Source organism: Methylobacterium amylolyticum (assembly GCF_030700245.1).
In the GTDB taxonomy this organism is placed as follows: Bacteria; Pseudomonadota; Alphaproteobacteria; order Rhizobiales; family Beijerinckiaceae; genus Methylobacterium.
Genome location: NZ_JAUYZI010000023.1, coordinates 70,530 through 86,540, shown reverse-complemented (window position 1 = coordinate 86,540; position 16,011 = coordinate 70,530). Strand labels below are relative to the sequence as shown.

Here is a 16,011-nt window from a genome sequence, read left to right as displayed (position 1 = left end):
CCCGCCGAAGGGGCCCGTCCCTTCGGGATCCCCGGTCAGGGCGTGCGGGCCAAGCGCTCCAAGCCTTCGCGGGTCGTCATCGCCGGGCGCCAGCCCAGGGCGTCGAGCCCGTCCGACTGGGCGACGAGGCCGCCCGCGACCCGCGAGAACAGCGCCTCCCGGCCCGTGAGCCGGCAGGCGAGGCCGAGGAGGGCGCCCGGCACCGGCACGAGGCCGGGGCGGCGGCCGAGGCCGGCCCGCAGGGCCGCGACCATCTCCGGCAGGGTCAGCGGGTCGGGATCGGCGGCGATCAGCGGCCGGCGCAGAGGGCCGGGGGCGCCCAGCACCGCGTCCACCGCCGCCGACAGGCTCTCCAGCGAGATCAGCGAGCGCCGCGCGGTGAGCGCCCCCAGCGGCAGCGGGTAGGGGGTGCGGGCCAGCCGCAGCAGCGCCGCGACGTTGCCCTTGGCGCCCGGCCCGTAGACCAGCACCGGCCGCAGGGCCGCCCAGTCGAGGCCGGTCTCGGCGAGCGCCGCCTCGGCCTCGCGCTTCGAGCGGCCGTAAGCGTCGGTGGGCCGGGCCGGGTCGGTCTCGGTGACGATCCCGGGGGCGGTGGCGCCGGTCTGGGCGCGGATCGAGGACAGGAACACGAAGCGGCGCACCCGCGCCCGCTCGGCGGCGCGCGCCAGGGTGCGGGTCGCCTCGGCGTTGAGGGTGCGGTAATCGTCCTCCGGCGCGCCGGACATGGCGTGGGCGAGCCCGGCCGAGTGCACCACCGCGTCCACGTCGGCCAGCGCCGCGGCCATGTTGATCGGCCGCGTCAGGTCGCCGACCACCGCGCTCGCCGCCCCCTCCGGCACCGCCACGGGCCGGCGCAGCAGCACCCGCACCCGGTAGCCCCGGGCGGTGAGGTCGCGCAGCAGGTGCCGGCCGATGAAGCCGGTCGCCCCGGTGAGCGCCACCAGTCCGGTCATGGGATCCCTCCGGTCAGGATCGGAGCGCCGCGGGGGCGGGCGCCCGGGCGAAGCGGCGGAGCAGCACCGCGACCAGGGCTGCACCGGCCGCGAGCGCCGCCACGGTGACCGCCGGGGACGGCCAGATCAAGGTCGCCGCCGCGAGGCCGGCCAGCGCGACGTTCACCGCGCCGACCCGGGCGACCACGCCGGTCACCGACAGGCCGTTGACGGTGGCGCGCTGGTAGTAGTGCCCGCGATGCGCCTCCCAGACCCGCTCGCCCCGGGCGGCGCGGGCGGCGAGCGTCAGGCTCGCGTCGGCGAGGTAAGTGAGCGGCAGCAGCAGGGCCGCCGCGAACCCGCCGGCCAGCGCGAGCTGGCACAGCAGCCACGCGGTGACGAGGCCGACGGGGAGCGAGCCGACATCCCCGAGGAAGAGCCGCGCCACCGGCCGGTTGAACGGCGCGAAGCCGACGAGCGCGCCGAGCAGCGCCGCCGCGACCAGGGTCGGCAGCAGGGGGAGGGGGCCGAACAGCCCGAGCAGCACCAGCGCGCCGGAGACCGGCACGATCTCGGCCACCGTCATCCAGTCGAGCCCGTCCATGAAGTTCGTCAGATTGACGAACCACACCCCGGCGAGCGTCGCCGCCCCGCGCTCCAGCCAGAGCGGCGCCCAGGGCGCGAGCCGCCCGTCGAGCCGGGCCACCAGCACGCCGACGACGGCGACCTGCACCGCGAGCCGGAGCAGGGCGGGCAGCGGCCGCAGGTCGTCGGCGGCGCCCAGCACAGCCAGAACCAGTGCGCCCCCCGCGAGCCACGTCCACGCCTCCCGCGGGCCCATTTCGGGCGCCCCGGCGAGCAGCCCCGAGACGGTGACGAGGGCCGTCACCACCGCGATCCCGCCGCCCTGCGGCGTCGGCACCGTGTGGCTGGAGCGGGCGTTCGGGCGGGCGAGCGCGTAGCGGACGAGCAGGGGCCGCAGCCGCAGGATCAACCCGGCCGAGAGCGCGGCGGCGAAGGGGATCGCGAGGAGGGGAAGCCAGGGGATCATCGCGGGCCCCGCACGCGCGCGCTCTCCCTCCCCCCCGACAGATCTCGGGCTTGCCCGAGATCTGCACGCCTCCTGTCGAAGTCGGGCAAGCCCGACTTCGAGTGGGGGAGGGTACCCTGCGCAGCAGGGGGGGAGAGCGGCAGCGCGACGCCGGAGCATATGGCACCCAGCGCGACCTCTCCGGACACGGCGCTCCCCTCTCTCGACCCGGCCTCACAGCCGGGCCGCCCTCCCCCGCTGAGTGGGGAGGGGGACCATGCGCGGGTCCGTCCCCTCAATGCAGCGCCCGCCCGAGCTTCTGCGCCAGGATCCGCTGCGGGCTGAGCGACGGGTCGGCCTGGGCCGCCACCGGCAGGTAGGCGGTCTGCTCCAGCATGTAGCGGCCGCCCATCGCCCCGTGCATCACGAGGTCGGAGAAGGTCACCCAGGTCTGGCCGGGCAGGAAGTCCACGTCCGCCTGCGGACCTTGCGCCTGGTACGCCTCGTCCCGCTTGAGGGCATCGTGCAGGTGCAGCATCAGGTGGTCGTATTCGGAGCGCTTGGCCTTGGTGATCTTGAGGAGCGCCAGCAGCCGGGCCGAGAGCGGCGAGTAGCCCGGCAGCCGCGGCAGGAACCTCTCCGCCATCGACCCGAAATCCTCGCCGACCCGCCAGCGCCGCGGCTCGCCCGCGGGGTTGATGTTGCGGAACACCCGCAGGATGCGGCGCTCGCCGAGCGGGTTCGAGGGGAAGGCGTCGACGTGCAGGCGGGTGTCGTCGCGCCGCCAGCTCAGCTTGCGCCGGTCCACGTCGAAGGGCCGGTAGGAGGTGCCGGCGAGGTCCACCCGGTCGGCGTAGTCGGGCAGGTAGCGGCCGATCAGGTCGCGACTGAACGCGCGGTAGCGGATCAGGAGCTGGCGCAGGGCCTCCTGCTCCTCCGGGGTGCCGGCGGCGCCGCGCAGCTCCGCCGCCTCGCCGCGGATGTTGACGTTCTTGGCCTTGCCGTCGGCGAAGGGCCGCTCGGTGAAGCGGCGCTCGAAGTCGTTGAACGGGAAGGGCAGGTCCGGGAACAGCAGCACCGCCCCGCCCTCCAGCGCGCGGGCGAGGGAGCGGCCGGGCGCGGCGGCGTCGACGGTGACGATCGGGCTGATCATGGGTCTCGGACTCCGCCCTTCGGACCGGGCGGGGCTTACCCCGGAGCGTGGCGGGAGGCCAGCGCCGCGGATTTCCGGTGGATGACGCGGGGACGGAGCCGTCTCTCCCCAGCCCGGTCCGGGCGGCGGCTTGCGCAACCCGGACGTTCCCGGCACGTTCCCCGCCCATCACGGGATCCTGCCCGGCGGAGGACGCGCCGCATGGCGACGCTGAAGGAATTCGAGGAGGCCCTGCGCGAGCACGGCATGAACATGGCGCTGGCGCTGCTCGAGCGCCTGCGCGAGCGCGACCGCGCCACCCGCACGGTCAAGCCCGCCCGCCGGCTGACGGGGCAGAAGATGACGCCGGAACTCGCCCGCGCCATCCTCGACCTGCACGCCACCACGGGCATGACCCAGCAGGAGATCGCCTTCAAGGTCGGGGTCAACCAGGGCCGGGTCAACGAGGTGATCAAGCGCGGCAAGTGGCTCACCGACGATCCGCAGGCGCCCGAGGCGGTGGCCCGCGACAAGGCGGTGGCGCGGATGCGCGGCGACCCGAAGCCGAGGAAGGCCGCCCCCCGCAAGGCCGCCAAGGCGCCCCCGCCGAAGCCGAGGAACCAGGGGCAGTTGCTGCTGGGCGATCTCTGAGCGGAGGACGCGCGTCTCGTGCGCGCCCCCTCTCCCCTCTGCGGGAGAGGGTTGCCCCCGAAGGGGGTTGGGAGAGGGGAGCGACGGTGCCGGACGAGGCTCCCGGCACCCACCGCGCCGACCGTGCCTGAAGCCGGGCTCCCCTCCCCCGACCCGGCCTGACGCGAGGGGCACCTTCTTGCCCACCCTCCCCCGCAGAGGGGGGAGGGGAACAGCCACCCACCTTTCCCCCTTGCCCCCCCGCGCCGGTCCGTTACCTCGGCGGTCTCAGGACACGGGGGAGCCCCTTGAGCGCGCGCATCGACCTGACCGCCCCGGACGGCACCACGGCCGCCCTGTCGACGCACGGGGCGGAGCCGGTCTCCTGGCGGGTCGGGGGGACGGAGTACCTGTGGAGCGGCGACCCCGACCACTGGAACCGGCACGCCCCCTGGCTCTTCCCGGTGGTCGGCGCCTCGGCCGGCGGGCACGTCACGGTGGCGGGCCGGACATACCCGATGGCGCAGCACGGCTTCGCCCGCGACCTGCCCTTCGCGGTGGTGGAGCGGAGCGCGGACGCGGTGACGCTGCGGCTCGTGGACGGCCCGGAGACCCGGGCGCACTATCCCTTCGCCTTCCGCCTCGACGTGACCGCCCGCGTGCGCCCGGCCGGGCTCGACCTCACCGTCGACGTGACCAGCACCGGCGACGCGCCGCTGCCCTACGCGCTGGGCTTCCACCCGGCCTTCCCCTGGCCGTTCGCGGGGGGCGCGCGGGCGAAGGGCGGCGGCTACGCGGTGGATTTCGAGCACGCCGAGCGCCCCTTCGCGCCGCAGGTCGGCGCGGGCGGCCTGCTGCTGCGGGACGAGCAGCCGCTGCCGCTGGAGGGCGCGCACCTGCCCCTCGACCCGGCGCTCTTCACCGAGGCGCTGGTGTTCCGCAACGCCCGAAGCCGGTGGATGCGCTTCACCGGCCCCGGCGGCCGGGCGATCCGGATGGAGGCCGAGGACTTCCCCCACCTCGCGGTGTGGACGAAGCCCACCGCCCCGTTCCTGTCGCTGGAATGCTGGACCGGGCACGCCGACTGGGCGGACTTTTCCGGCGAACTGGCGGCGCGCGACTCCCAGCGCCTGCTCGCGCCGGGGGAAGCGGCGCGCCACGGCGTCCGCCTGAGCCTCGAAGGCTAGGGGTCGTGGACTCTTGGGCGATGCGCGTCTGGGTGGCGCGGCCGGAGCCGGGAGCGGGCCGCACCGGCGCCGCGCTCGCCGGGCTGGGCCACGCGCCGCTCGTCGCGCCGGTGCTGGCGGTGCGGCCGACGGGGGCGCTCCCGCCGGAGGGTCCGTTCGACGGGCTCGTCCTCACCAGCGCCAACGCGGTGCCGGCGGTGGCCGGCATCGCCCGCGGCCTGCCGGTCTTCGCGGTCGGCGCCCGCACCGCCGCGGCGGCGGCCCGGGCGGGCCTGCGCCCGGTGATCGAGGGGCCCGGCGACGGGACCGGCCTCGCCGCCCGCATCCGGGAAACCATGCCGCCGGGGGCGCGGCTGCTCCACGCGGCGGGGGCCGAGCGCAAACCCGAGCCGGCCGCCTCCCTGGCGCGGGCCGGCTTCGCGGTGATCGCCTTCGTCGCCTACCGGGCCGAGCCGCTGCCCGCGCTGCCCGCCGCGGCCGGGGCGGCGCTGGCGGCGGGGGCCCTCGACGCGGCGCTGCACTATTCCCGCCGCAGCGCCGCGACCGCCCTCGACCTCGCCGAAGCGGCGGGTCACGGCGGAGCTTTCCGCGCGCTCCGGCATTACTGCCTGTCCGGAGATGTCGCGCGGGCCCTGGAAGCGGCGGCCGTCCCGGTCCATTTCGTTGCGGCGCGGCCGCACGAGACGGACTTGCTCGGCGGCCTCGTCCGGTGACAACCGGGACGGCGTGGCTCCCGGGCCGCAACATCCCGCCCTCGCGCCCGGCCCGGCCGCGGTGCTAGGGGAAGGGTTTCGAGAGGGGAGGCGGCCGTGCCGAAACGCCGGCCCGGGCGTCGGCGACGCCAGGATTGGAGGAACGCATCCGTGACGCCACCACCCAGCGACGCCGACAAGCCCGGCGGCCCGAAGCCGGGCGGCGCGCCGGCCAGGCCGGGACAGCCCGTCGGCGCGGCCAAGCCCGACTTGAACAAGCCCGCCCCGGGCCGGGCCGACGCGCCGTCCGCGGGCGGGCCTCAGCCGGGTGTGCAGGCGCAGAAGCCCGGAACGCCCCCGGCACCCGCCGTACCGCCGAAGCCGGCGACCGAGCCCGTCACCGCGGCCAAGCCCGGCGACGGCAAGCCCGGCGACGGCAAGCCGGGCGACGTCAAGCCGGGCGAGGCGAGCACGCGGCCGGGCGGCGCGGCCGGCATCCCCGCCGGCCTGCCGCCGAAGCCGGGTCCCATGGCCGCGACCGCCCGACCGGACGCGACCCGGGCCGAACCCGGCAAGACCGAGCTGTCCAAACCGGACGTGTCCAAGCCGGATGCGCCCAAGGCGGATGCGCCCAAATCCGACGCACCCAAGTCCGACGCGCCGGGACCGGGAGCCCCCGGGGCAGCCGGCGCGGTGAAGGCGGACGCGTCGAAGCCCGGCGCGCCCTCCGGCCCCCTCGGCGGCCCCGCCGCCGGCACCCCGCCGCGGCCCGACGTGCCCGGCGGCGCGCCCAAGATCGAACCCGGCAAGACGGAACCCGGCAAGTCCGAGGCCGGCAAGACCGAGCCCGGCAAGACCGAGCCGCCGAAGCCCGGTGCGCCGGGTGCCGGCCCGCAGCCGGGCGCACGCCCGGGCGGGCCCGCCGGTCCGGTCGCCGCCGGCGCGGTCACGGCCGGCCCGATCCTCGACCTCACGGCCAAGCGCGTCCCCGATGCCCCGGGCGGGGCGTCCGCGAAGGGCTCGGGGGTGCCGCCGGCCGGGGCCAGGACGGAACCTGGAAAGACGGAACCCGGCAAATCCGAGCCCGGCAAGCCTGACCCCAGCAAGTCCGGACCGATCAAGTCCGAGTCCGGCAAGTCCGACCCCGGCAAGTCCGGTCCGGAGAAGACCGAAGCCGGCCGTTCCGGCGGCGTGCCGCCGGTGCCGCCGCCCGCGGCCAAGGCGCGCAGCGGCTCCGGCGCCGCGCTCGTGTCCGGGCTCCTGGGCGGCGCGCTGGGCGCGGGGCTCGTGTTCTTCGGCGGCCAGACCGGCGTGCTCGCCCCGACGCCGCGCGAGGTCGCCCTCGACCAGCGGGTGGCGGCCCTGGACCAGCGGGTGGCGGGGCTGCCGTCGAAGGACGCGCTCGCGAGCCTCGACAAGCGCGTGGCCTCCGCGGAGGCGGCGGCCAAGCAGGCGCTCGACCGGGCCGGCGGCGCGGCGGCCGGTTCGGCCGCGCCGGATCAGGGGGCGGGGCAAGGCGCGAACCAGGGCGCGGGATCCGGGACGGCCATCCCGGCCGACCTCGTCGCGCGCCTCGACAGCCTCGACCAGCGGGTCTCCGCGCTCCAGGAGGAGCCCGGCCGCGACCAGCCGGGGGATGCCAAGCTCGGGGCCGCGCAGGCCGACGAGAGCAAGCAGCTCGCCGCCCTCGACGCCCGGGTGAAGGCCCTCGAAGGCGCGCCGAAGGGGAGCGGCCCCGCCCCGGCCGCCGACGTCTCGCAGAAGCTCGCGGCGTTGCAGGGCGAGGTCGAGACGCGCACCAAGGCCAATGCCGAGGCCGACGCGGCGCTGGGCCGGCGGGTCGACACCCTCCAGCAGACCCTCGATGCCCGGGTGAAGGCGGCCACCGACGCGGTGCAGGCGGCGACCCAGGCGACCCGCACCGCGGCGGAGGCGGGCCAGGCCCAGGCGGCGGAGGCGGCCAAGGCGGTCGACCGCCGCCTCCAGGAGCAGGGGCAGATGATCGCCGACCTCGACAAGAGCGTCGCCGACCGCGCCCCGTCGAGCACGGTGCAGGCGGCCCTGCGCGTGGTGGTGGCCGACCAGGTGGCGAGCGCGCTCAGCGCCGGCATGCCCTACGCCGAGCCGCTCGCGGCCCTGCGCAAGCTCGATCCCGGCACGGAGGCCCGGGCGGCGGCGCTCGCCCCGTTCGCGGCGAGCGGGGCGCCGACGACGGCCCAGCTCGCCGAGACCTTCCGCGGCATCGCCGACCGGATCGCCGCGCAGCGGCGGGTGGCGCGGGCGAAGGCGGCGGTGGAGAGCGGCGACATCCGCAGCAAGCTGTGGAGCATGGCCGACGGCCTCGTGCAGGTGCGCAAGGTCGACGCCCCGGCCCCCGAGGCGGCGGCCGATCCCGAGACCCGGGTGCTCGCGGCCCTCGACCGGGGCGACCTCCCGGCGGCGGCCTCCGCCTTCGCGGCCCTGCCGCCGGAGGCGCAGGCCGAGGCCGGCGATTTCGGCGCGAAGCTCAAGGCGCGGGCGGCGGCGGCGGAGGCGGCCAGCGGGCTCGTGACCGACGCCTTCGCGGCGCTGCCCGCACCGGCGCGCTAGATGGCGCCCCACCACGGAGATCGGGGCCGGCGGGATGTCCTGCCGGCCGGCGCGGCCGCCGGTCCGGCGGGCGCGCGCGCGTTACGACACAGACCTGCGGACGTGTTCCGGGCCGAGAGGGCCGGGCACCGCACCGAGGCCGACAGGAGAAACTGACCCCATGTGGCGCGCCCTCGCCTTCCTGGCCCTGCTCGCTCTCGCCGCCTACGGGGCGGTCTGGATCGCCGACCGGCCCGGCACCGTCACCGTCGTCTGGAACGGCTACCAGCTCGGCACCAGCCTCGCGATCGCGCTCGTCGGCGTGCTGATCGCCGCCGTCCTGCTCGGTCTGCTCTGGGCGGTCGTGCGGGGGGTGATCGGCCTGCCCGAGGCGCTGGTGCGCGGCTCGGCCGAGCGCCGCCGGGCGAAGGGGTTCTCGGCCCTGTCGCGCGGCATGGTGGCGGTGGGCTCGGGCGACCCGCTGGCGGCGCGCCGCTTCGCGGGCGACGCCGAGCGGCTGCTGGGGCACGAGCCCCTGACCCTGCTGCTGAAGGCGCAGGCGGCGCAGATCTCCGGCGACCGCGACGCGGCCGAGCACGCCTTCAAGCGCATGGTCGACGACCCCGAGACCCGGGTGCTCGGCCTGCGCGGGCTGTTCGTCGAGGCCCGCCGCCGGGAGGACGAGGTCTCGGCCCGCGCCTACGCGACCGAGGCGGCGCGACTCGCCCCGAGCGTGACCTGGGCCAACGACGCGGTGCTGGAGGCGCAGAGCGCCGACGGCGACTGGGGCGGCGCCCTGGAGACGGTGGAGCGGCGCGCCGCGCTGGGGCTGATCGACAAGGCCGCGGCGCGGCGCCAGCGGGCGGTGCTGCTCACGGCGATCGCCGGCGGCCGCGAGGCCGGGGAGCCGGAGATCGCCGCCGAGCGGGCGCTCCAGGCGGTCAAGCTCGCCCCCGACCTCGTGCCCGCCGCCTGCATCGCCGGCCGGCTGCTCGCCCGCCGCGGCGACCTGCGCAAGGCCGCCAAGATCGTCGAGGCGGCGTGGCGGGCCAACACCCATCCCGACCTCGCCAAGGTCTATATGGGCCTGCGTACCGGCGACTCGGTGCGCGATCGTCTCGCCCGGGCGGAAACGCTGGCCAAGATCTCCTCCTGGGACCCGGAAGGCCGGCTCGCCCTCGCCCAGGCGGCCCTCGACGCGCGGGAATACGGCCGGGCGCGGGAGGCGGTGAAGCCGCTGCTCGCCGAGCGCCCGACCGTGCGGGCCTGCCTGACCATGGCGGCGATCGAGGAGGCCGAGCACGGCGCCGCCTCCGGCCGGGCCCGGGAATGGCTCGCCCGCGCCGCCCGCGCCCCGCGCGACCCGCTGTGGATCGCCGACGGCATCGCCTCGGAGACCTGGGCGCCGGTCTCGCCGGCCACCGGGCGCCTCGACGCGTTCGAGTGGCGCGCGCCGCCGAACGCGCTCGGCGCCCCCGTCCCGGACGTGGAGCCCGAGGCGGAGGAGACGCCGCCCGCGGTCGAGGCCGCGGCGCTGGTCCCGCCGGCGCCGGAGCGCAAGCCCGTGCCGGAGAGCAGGCCCGTTCCGGACATCAAGCCCGTGGCGGACGTCAAGCCGGCGCCGGAGCCCGCCGACACGGTGGCCTCCGGCATGGCCGCCGCGGCGCTGCCGGCGCCCGGAGAGGTGCGGCGGGCGGGTTGACCGTCGCCCGGCGCGCCGTCCACCGCAATGCGCGCGGACCGGAGCGGTTTGAGCGCCGCGCCCCTTGAAAGCCCGGGGGACCGGATGACCTTAGTGCGTCCGGGGGATGCGGTGACGGCCGCGTCCCGGACCGCACCCGCGAGGACCCCGCCGATCGCCGCTTCCTGTCCCCTCGCGCCCCGATCCCCGGTCCGCCGCCGCGGGGCCCGGCCGTGACCCGCGTGACCGACGACGACGCCGAGCCGCGCCGGCAGATCGGCGCCCTGCCGTTCCGCCGCGCCCGCGACGGCTCCGACCGGATCCTGCTCGTCACCTCGCGGGAGAGCCGCCGCTGGGTGATCCCCAAGGGCTGGCCGATGCCGGGCCGCAAGCCGTTCCAGGCGGCGGCCCAGGAGGCCTACGAGGAGGCCGGCCTGCGCGGCCACATCGGCAAGCGCCCGATCGGCTACTACCTCTACGAGAAGCGCCTGAAGAACCTCGACGCGGTGCTGTGCCAGGTGAAGGTGTTTCCGCTGCGGGTGCGCAAGCAGCTCAAGCACTTCCCCGAGGAGCACCAGCGGGAGCTGCGCTGGTTCACCCCCGCCGAAGCGGCGGAGGCGGTGGCCGAGCCGGGGCTCGCGGCGATCATCCGCGCCGCCGCCCGCCAAGCCCGCGCCCCGAAGCCGTAACCGGCCGTTGCCAAGCCGGCGGCGATCCGCTATTGCCCCCCTCGGCCGGACGGAGCGCCCCGCGCGCCCCACAGCCCCGCATGCTGCGGTAGCTCAGTGGTAGAGCACTTCATTGGTAATGAAGAGGTCGAGAGTTCAATCCTCTCTCGCAGCACCATACACATCAAGCACTTAGCTCGAAGATTGGGAAGCGCTCAGGGGTTCGGGTGAACCTCCGGCTCTCGCCCAGGCCATTCAGCCGGGCCTTCTCGCCGGTCGCTCTAGCCCCATCGGCCGTGCGGTCGATCCTCCCGGCCGTTGAATGGCTGACGGGGAGAGCCTTTGGATCCCCCCCCAGGATCCGGCCAGGGCTCCGGCGACCTTAACTTGACACTCACAGGCATCCCGCCAATATCCCGGATGCCCGCGAACGGATCCGGTCATGCCGCCTGTCGCCTCATACAGCGTGGCCGAGCGCCGTCGAGAGAAAGAGCGCTCTCGGCAGTCCGACCTGCTGCGCATCGCGCAGGGCCTCGTTGCGCCCGCCGATGTACGAGACCACAACGGCTTCTTCTCGGCTCTCGATCCCTCGCGCGCCCGCCTTGGTGGCCGGCGCCGCATTCGTCTGGATGCCTGAGATCAATCCACGGTTCGGTGCAGAAGACGTCATCGAGATCGCCTCACGACTGAATGCCGACGACACGACATTCGTTGTCGGCGGACAGGCCACCAACCTTTGGGCTTGGTATTATCGAGATCGCTCGGCCGTCCTGCAATCCGACGATCCGCTGACCAGCGCTGACATTGACTACTTCGGCAGCTTCCGTGTCGCACAGGACTTCGCTGCCCTGATCGGCGGCCGGGTGTTCCGGCCGGACGCGGACACGATGAACTCGCCGAGCACCGCTAAGGTGGTGACAGAATACAACGGCAAGACCCTCATTCTCGACTTTCTGAACGGTATCCTCGGCGTGAAGCTCTGGGAGCTTGAGGCAGGCGTCTGCAACCTGATCGTCGAAGCCGATCTCGCAGGCGAGCCTAAGCAGGTCGAGGTTGCCGTTCTCCACCCCGTGCTCTGCCTGCGCAGCCGTGTCGCCAATATGATGCATCCCGCACTGAGGCGGCGTGACCCGTTCGCGTGGCGACAACTCCACGCGGCAATCGCGGTGGTCACCTGCTACATCGATGAGAATCTCGACCTCGGCGACTGGAAGGAGGCCAAGCTGTGCCTCTCTGACCTGTTCGCCTACCTGCGATCCGACCCCATGGCTCGGCAAGCCGAGGCAGAACTCGGCGTCGATCTGCTCGCAATCCTGCGCGGCTTCGCAGACGACGAGCGCGTTGAAGCCCGCTACCGCCAAAACCAGTTGACCCCGATGATCGAGCGGATCGCGGTTCGTGCGGAAGCCGCGATCGCGCGGCGATAACGAGCGCGCCGGAAGCCCGGAGGCGGCCCCGGATACGCGCCGACCCTGAACAGGTGAAGCGTCGGTGGATCGCGGGTTTTCGATGCCGAACCGGCAACCCCTCCGGCGAAACCTGCTTAGGCGCCGCTCGTGACCCCGTCGATCAGGTTCAGGCCGAGCAGGAAGTCGGCGGGGAAGACCGTGCGCACCACCGGCTCGCGGGGGACGGGATCGCGCAGGCGCTCCGCCTCGGCCCGGCGCGCGGCCACCGCCGCGTCCACCGACACCGCGGCGAAGGACAGGCGCGCGCCACCCTGCGCCTGCGCGAGGCGGCCGAGATCGGCGCCGATCACGGTGGCGATCTTCGGGTAGCCGCCGGTCGATTGCCGGTCGGCCATCAGCACGATCGGCAGGCCGTTGCCGGGCACCTGGATCGCCCCCATCGCCACCCCGTCCGAGACGATGTCGTGGCCCTTGGCGTGGCGGAGCGGCGTGCCGTCGAGGAAGCAGGCCATGCGGTCGCCCCGGGGCGACACCGTCCACGGCCCGGCCAGGAACGCCGCGATCTGGTCGGGGGCGAAGTGGTCGTCCTGCGGACCCAGCACCACCCGGATCTCGTTCGGATCCCGGTCGAGCCAGGGGGCGAGCAGGCGCTCGGGGGCGCCCGGGCCGGGGCGGGGCTCGGCGATCTCCAGCCGGTCGCCGGGCGCGAGTCCCCGGCCGCCGAGGCCGCCGATGCCGGAGCGGGTGTGGGTGGCAGTGGAGCCGAGCACCGGCTCCACCGCGATCCGGCCCTGCACCGCGAGGTAGCCCCAGGCGCCCGTCTCGCCCGCGCGCACGGTCAGGGTCCGTCCGGGCTCCAGGGTCAGCGCGACGGCGGCGGGCAGGGCCTCGCCGTCGAGGGTGGCCCGGAAGCCGGTCGAGACCAGGGCGAGGCCCAGCGGACCGCCCGCGGCGGTGGCGGTGAGGCCGCCGGTGGAGACCTCCACCGCCGTGGCGCCGAGCGGGTTGCCGGCGGCGCGGTTGGCGGTGGCGTGCATCAGCGGGTCCATCGGCCCGGCGGCGGTGAAGCCGTAGCGCAGCCACCCGTGGCGGCCGCCGTCCTGAAGGGTCACCCCGGGGCCGGCGGCCTCGATCACCAGATCCGTCACGCGCCGGCCTCCCCGCGGCGGGCGACCGGTTCCCCCGCCGCCTCGCGCGCCGCCAGATCCGCGAAGGTCGCCGCGTCCACGGCCTCGAAGCGGATCGCGTCGCCGGGGCTGACGAAGAAGCTCTCGGCGCGCTCGGGGGCGTAGAGCCGGCAGGGGGTGACGCCGACCACGTACCAGCCGGTCGGCATCGGCACGGTGGCGACCGCCGCGAGCCCGCCGCCGACCACCACCGCGCCCGCCGGGTGGGGCGGGCGCGGGCTCTGCCGCCGCGGCACGGCGAGCGCCTCCGGCAGGCCGCCGAGATAGGCGAAGCCCGGGGCGAAGCCGTACATGTAGACCCGGTAGGTCGCCCCCGTATGGGTCTCGACCACCGCCTCCGGCGCGAGGCCGAGGCGCTCGGCCAGTTCGAAAAGATCTTCGCCGTGGGGGGCGTCGTAGCAGCAGGGCAGCGTCCAGGTCGCCGCCGCTGCGGCGCGCTCGGCCCGGCCCTCGGCCAGCGCCAGGACCCGGGCGGCGAGCGTCGCCCGGTCGAGCACCAGCGGGTCGTAGTGGATCATCAGCGAGCGGTAGGTCGGCACGCTCTCGCGCAGGCCGTCGGGCGGGTCGGCGGCGAGCGCGTCGTCCAGCGCCAGTACCCGGTCGTTGATCGCCGGGTCGACGGCCGTGCCGAACTCGACGACGAGCGCCGCCTCGCCCGCGTCGCGCAGGGTCGGGGCCGCGCTCACGGGCGGAAGGGGGCAACGGTCACGCCGGCCCCCTCCAGCCGGGCTCGGACGGCCTTCGCGGTGGCGACGGCGTGGGCGGAATCGCCGTGGACGCAGATCGAGCGGACCGGCGTCGGCAGTGTGTTGCCCTGTGCCGTGATGATCGCGCCGGATTCGACCATCGCCAGCACCCGGTCGGCGGCCTCGGTCGCGTCGGTGATCATCGCGCCGGGCTCGCTGCGAGGGATCAGCAGACCCTTCTCGGTGTAGCCGCGGTCGGCGAAGATCTCCTGGACCACCTCCAGGCCCGCGGCCTCGCCAGCCGAGACCTGGGCGCTCAGCGCGATGGCGAGCAGCGCGAGAGCGGGATCGACCGCCTTGACCGCCCGCGCCACCGCGTCGGCGACCGCGCGGTCCTCGGCGGCGATGTTGCCGAGCGCCCCGTGCGTCTTCACGTAGGTGACCCGGTGGCCGGCATAGGTCGCGAGCGCCTGGGCGGCGCCGACCTGATAGGCCACCAGCCGCTCGATCTCGCCGGGGGTGAAGGGGATGCGGCGGCGCCCGAAGCCCCAGAGGTCGGGGAAGCCCGGATGGGCGCCCACCGCCACGCCCCGCTCCCTGGCGATCCGGAAGGTCGCGGCCATGATCTCGGGATCGCCCGCGTGCAGGCCGCAGGCGACGTTGGCGGAGGTGACCACGGAGAGCATCGCCGCGTCGTCGCCGCAGGCATAGGCGCCGTAGCCCTCGCCGAGGTCGGAGTTCAGGTCCACGCTGGTCATCGGCTTCCTCCGATCGGGGGCTCAGATCCCCAGATAGGCGCGGCGCACCTCGGGGTCGTCGCGCACGTCCGCCGCGGTGCCCGACAGGATCACCCGCCCGGTCTGGAGCACGTAGGCGCGGTCGGCAATGGCGAGGCTCTCGGACAGCCTCTGCTCCACGAGCAGGACGGTGACGCCGGTGTCCCGGATCGCGGTGACGGCGGAGAAGATCTCGTCGACGAGCTTGGGCATGATGCCCTGCGAGGGCTCGTCGAGCATCAGCAGCCGGGGCCGCGTCATCAGCGCCCGGCCGATGGCGAGCATCTGCTGCTCGCCGCCCGAGAGGGTGGCCGCGCGCTGCGGCAGCCGCTCCTTCAGGCGCGGGAACAGGGCGAAGACGCGCGCGAGCGGCGCCTCGCGGTCGGCCTTGCCCCGGTGCAGGTAGCTGCCGAGCCGCAGGTTGTCGGCCACCGACAGGCGCGGGAACAGGCGCTTGTTCTCGGGCACGTAGGCGATGCCGCGGGCGGTGATGCGGTGGCCGGGCTGGCCGTCGATCCGTTCCCCGTCGAAGGTGACGGCGCCGTCGCGGGGGCGCTCCAGCCCGGCGATCGACTTGAGGAGCGTCGACTTGCCCGCGCCGTTGGCGCCGGCCACCACGACGATCTCGCCCTCGGCCACCGCCAGCGACACGTCCTGGATCGCGAGCAGGCCCTGGTAGGCAGTGGAGAGGCCGGCGACCTCAAGCAGCACGGTGGCGCTCCCCGAGATAGGCGCCGATCACCGCCTCGTCGCGCACCACCTCCGCGGGCAGCCCTTGCGCGAGCACGCTGCCGAGGTTGAGCACCACCGCCCGGTCGACCAGGGGCATCACCACCTCCATCACGTGCTCCACCATGATCACGGTCACGCCGGCCGCCGCCACCCGCCGGATCAGCGCGACGCCGGCCTTCGCCTCGGAGGGGGTCAGCCCGGTCAGCACCTCGTCCAGCAGCAGCAGGCGGGGGCCGGTGGCGAGCGCCCGGGCGACCTCCAGGCGGCGCTTCTCCGGGGGCGTCAACTCGCCCGCCACCGCGTCGGCGCGGTGGGCGAGGTCGACCCGCTCCAGGGTCTCCAGGGCGGCGGCGCGGGCCTGGGCGGCCTTGGCGTGGCGGGCGAAGGCGCCGACCGTGACGTTCTCCAGGACGTTCATCGAGTCGAAGGAGCGCGGCACCTGGAAGGTGCGGGCGATGCCGCGGCGGCAGCGCTCGGCCGGGGGCAGGGCGGTGATGTCGGCCCCCTCGAACCGGATGCGCCCCCGGTTCGGCCGGTAGACGCCGGAGATCAGGTTGAACAGGGTCGACTTGCCGGCCCCGTTCGGGCCGATCAGCCCCAGGATCTCGCCGCGGGCGACGTCGAGGGTCACGTCGCGGTTGGCCACGAGGCCGCCGAAGGCCAGCGTCACGTCCTCGACGTTCAGGATCGTCTCGGCCACC

General features: G+C 75.4%; 16 protein-coding genes and 1 tRNA gene. 9 read left to right on the top strand and 8 right to left on the bottom strand.

Translation table 11 applies throughout. From position 1 onward, the window contains the following. Positions 1-35 precede the first annotated feature (35 nt). From Q8W71_RS17210 to Q8W71_RS17200, 3 genes are all read right to left on the bottom strand, one after another. Positions 36-953: an NAD-dependent epimerase/dehydratase family protein gene (locus tag Q8W71_RS17210; RefSeq protein WP_305526614.1), complete on the bottom strand. Its 918-nt coding sequence runs from the start codon at positions 951-953 to the stop codon at positions 36-38. Positions 954-966: 13 nt separating this feature from the next. Further along, entirely contained in the window at positions 967-1,983 is a 1,017-nt protein-coding gene (locus tag Q8W71_RS17205; RefSeq protein WP_370875441.1) for an MraY family glycosyltransferase, read from the bottom strand. A gap of 274 nt (positions 1,984-2,257) precedes the next feature. Next, positions 2,258-3,115, bottom strand: a complete 858-nt coding sequence (locus Q8W71_RS17200) for a Kdo hydroxylase family protein (protein ID WP_305526613.1) — start codon at positions 3,113-3,115, stop codon at positions 2,258-2,260. A gap of 201 nt (positions 3,116-3,316) precedes the next feature. On the opposite strand from Q8W71_RS17200, the gene Q8W71_RS17195 reads away from it, so the two are divergent. The 9 genes from Q8W71_RS17195 to Q8W71_RS17155 all read left to right on the top strand — a co-directional run bounded on the left by Q8W71_RS17195 (position 3,317) and on the right by Q8W71_RS17155 (position 11,947). After that, entirely contained in the window at positions 3,317-3,745 is a 429-nt protein-coding gene (locus Q8W71_RS17195; protein ID WP_305526612.1) for an RNA polymerase subunit sigma-70, read from the top strand. A gap of 287 nt (positions 3,746-4,032) precedes the next feature. After that, positions 4,033-4,911, top strand: coding sequence for an aldose 1-epimerase family protein (locus Q8W71_RS17190; protein ID WP_305526611.1), 879 nt, complete (start codon positions 4,033-4,035; stop codon positions 4,909-4,911). A 20-nt stretch (positions 4,912-4,931) separates the two neighbouring features. Then, positions 4,932-5,624 carry a uroporphyrinogen-III synthase gene (locus Q8W71_RS17185; RefSeq protein WP_305526631.1) on the top strand — a complete coding sequence of 231 codons (693 nt, stop codon included), beginning with the start codon at positions 4,932-4,934 and terminating at the stop codon, positions 5,622-5,624. Positions 5,625-5,774: 150 nt separating this feature from the next. Then, positions 5,775-8,192: a COG4223 family protein gene (locus Q8W71_RS17180; protein WP_305526610.1), complete on the top strand. Its 2,418-nt coding sequence runs from the start codon at positions 5,775-5,777 to the stop codon at positions 8,190-8,192. Positions 8,193-8,352: 160 nt separating this feature from the next. Continuing rightward, positions 8,353-9,873 (top strand): heme biosynthesis protein HemY, encoded by a 1,521-nt coding sequence (locus Q8W71_RS17175; protein WP_305526609.1) that lies wholly within the window; start codon positions 8,353-8,355, stop codon positions 9,871-9,873. Between the two features lie 221 nt (positions 9,874-10,094). Further along, the gene (locus Q8W71_RS17170; RefSeq protein ID WP_370875440.1) at positions 10,095-10,541 is read left to right on the top strand and encodes an NUDIX hydrolase; all 447 of its coding nucleotides are present in this window, start codon (positions 10,095-10,097) and stop codon (positions 10,539-10,541) included. Between the two features lie 82 nt (positions 10,542-10,623). After that, positions 10,624-10,698, top strand: a tRNA-Thr gene (locus tag Q8W71_RS17165). A gap of 264 nt (positions 10,699-10,962) precedes the next feature. Continuing rightward, positions 10,963-11,157: a hypothetical protein gene (locus Q8W71_RS17160; RefSeq protein WP_305526607.1), complete on the top strand. Its 195-nt coding sequence runs from the start codon at positions 10,963-10,965 to the stop codon at positions 11,155-11,157. After that, complete coding sequence (locus Q8W71_RS17155; RefSeq protein ID WP_305526606.1) at positions 11,150-11,947, top strand: hypothetical protein; 798 nt, start codon at positions 11,150-11,152, stop codon at positions 11,945-11,947. The genes Q8W71_RS17160 and Q8W71_RS17155 overlap by 8 nt, the downstream gene beginning before the upstream one ends. Positions 11,948-12,063: 116 nt before the next feature. Here Q8W71_RS17155 and Q8W71_RS17150 read toward each other — a convergent pair whose 3' ends face one another. The 5 genes from Q8W71_RS17150 to Q8W71_RS17130 are packed head-to-tail and all read right to left on the bottom strand — an operon-like array spanning position 12,064 to position 16,010. Continuing rightward, entirely contained in the window at positions 12,064-13,077 is a 1,014-nt protein-coding gene (locus Q8W71_RS17150; RefSeq protein ID WP_305526605.1) for a 5-oxoprolinase subunit C family protein, read from the bottom strand. Beyond that, on the bottom strand, positions 13,074-13,802 hold the full coding sequence (locus tag Q8W71_RS17145; protein ID WP_305526604.1) for a 5-oxoprolinase subunit B family protein: 729 nt from the start codon (positions 13,800-13,802) through the stop codon (positions 13,074-13,076). Before Q8W71_RS17145 ends, Q8W71_RS17150 begins: the two co-directional genes overlap by 4 nt. Then, a complete protein-coding gene (locus tag Q8W71_RS17140) occupies positions 13,799-14,560 on the bottom strand; it encodes a LamB/YcsF family protein (protein ID WP_305526603.1) in 762 nt (253 codons plus the stop codon). The genes Q8W71_RS17145 and Q8W71_RS17140 overlap by 4 nt, the downstream gene beginning before the upstream one ends. A gap of 21 nt (positions 14,561-14,581) precedes the next feature. After that, a complete protein-coding gene (locus Q8W71_RS17135; protein WP_458351518.1) occupies positions 14,582-15,289 on the bottom strand; it encodes an ABC transporter ATP-binding protein in 708 nt (235 codons plus the stop codon). Then, positions 15,279-16,010: an ABC transporter ATP-binding protein gene (locus Q8W71_RS17130; protein WP_305526602.1), complete on the bottom strand. Its 732-nt coding sequence runs from the start codon at positions 16,008-16,010 to the stop codon at positions 15,279-15,281. Before Q8W71_RS17130 ends, Q8W71_RS17135 begins: the two co-directional genes overlap by 11 nt. Position 16,011: the final 1 nt, after the last annotated feature.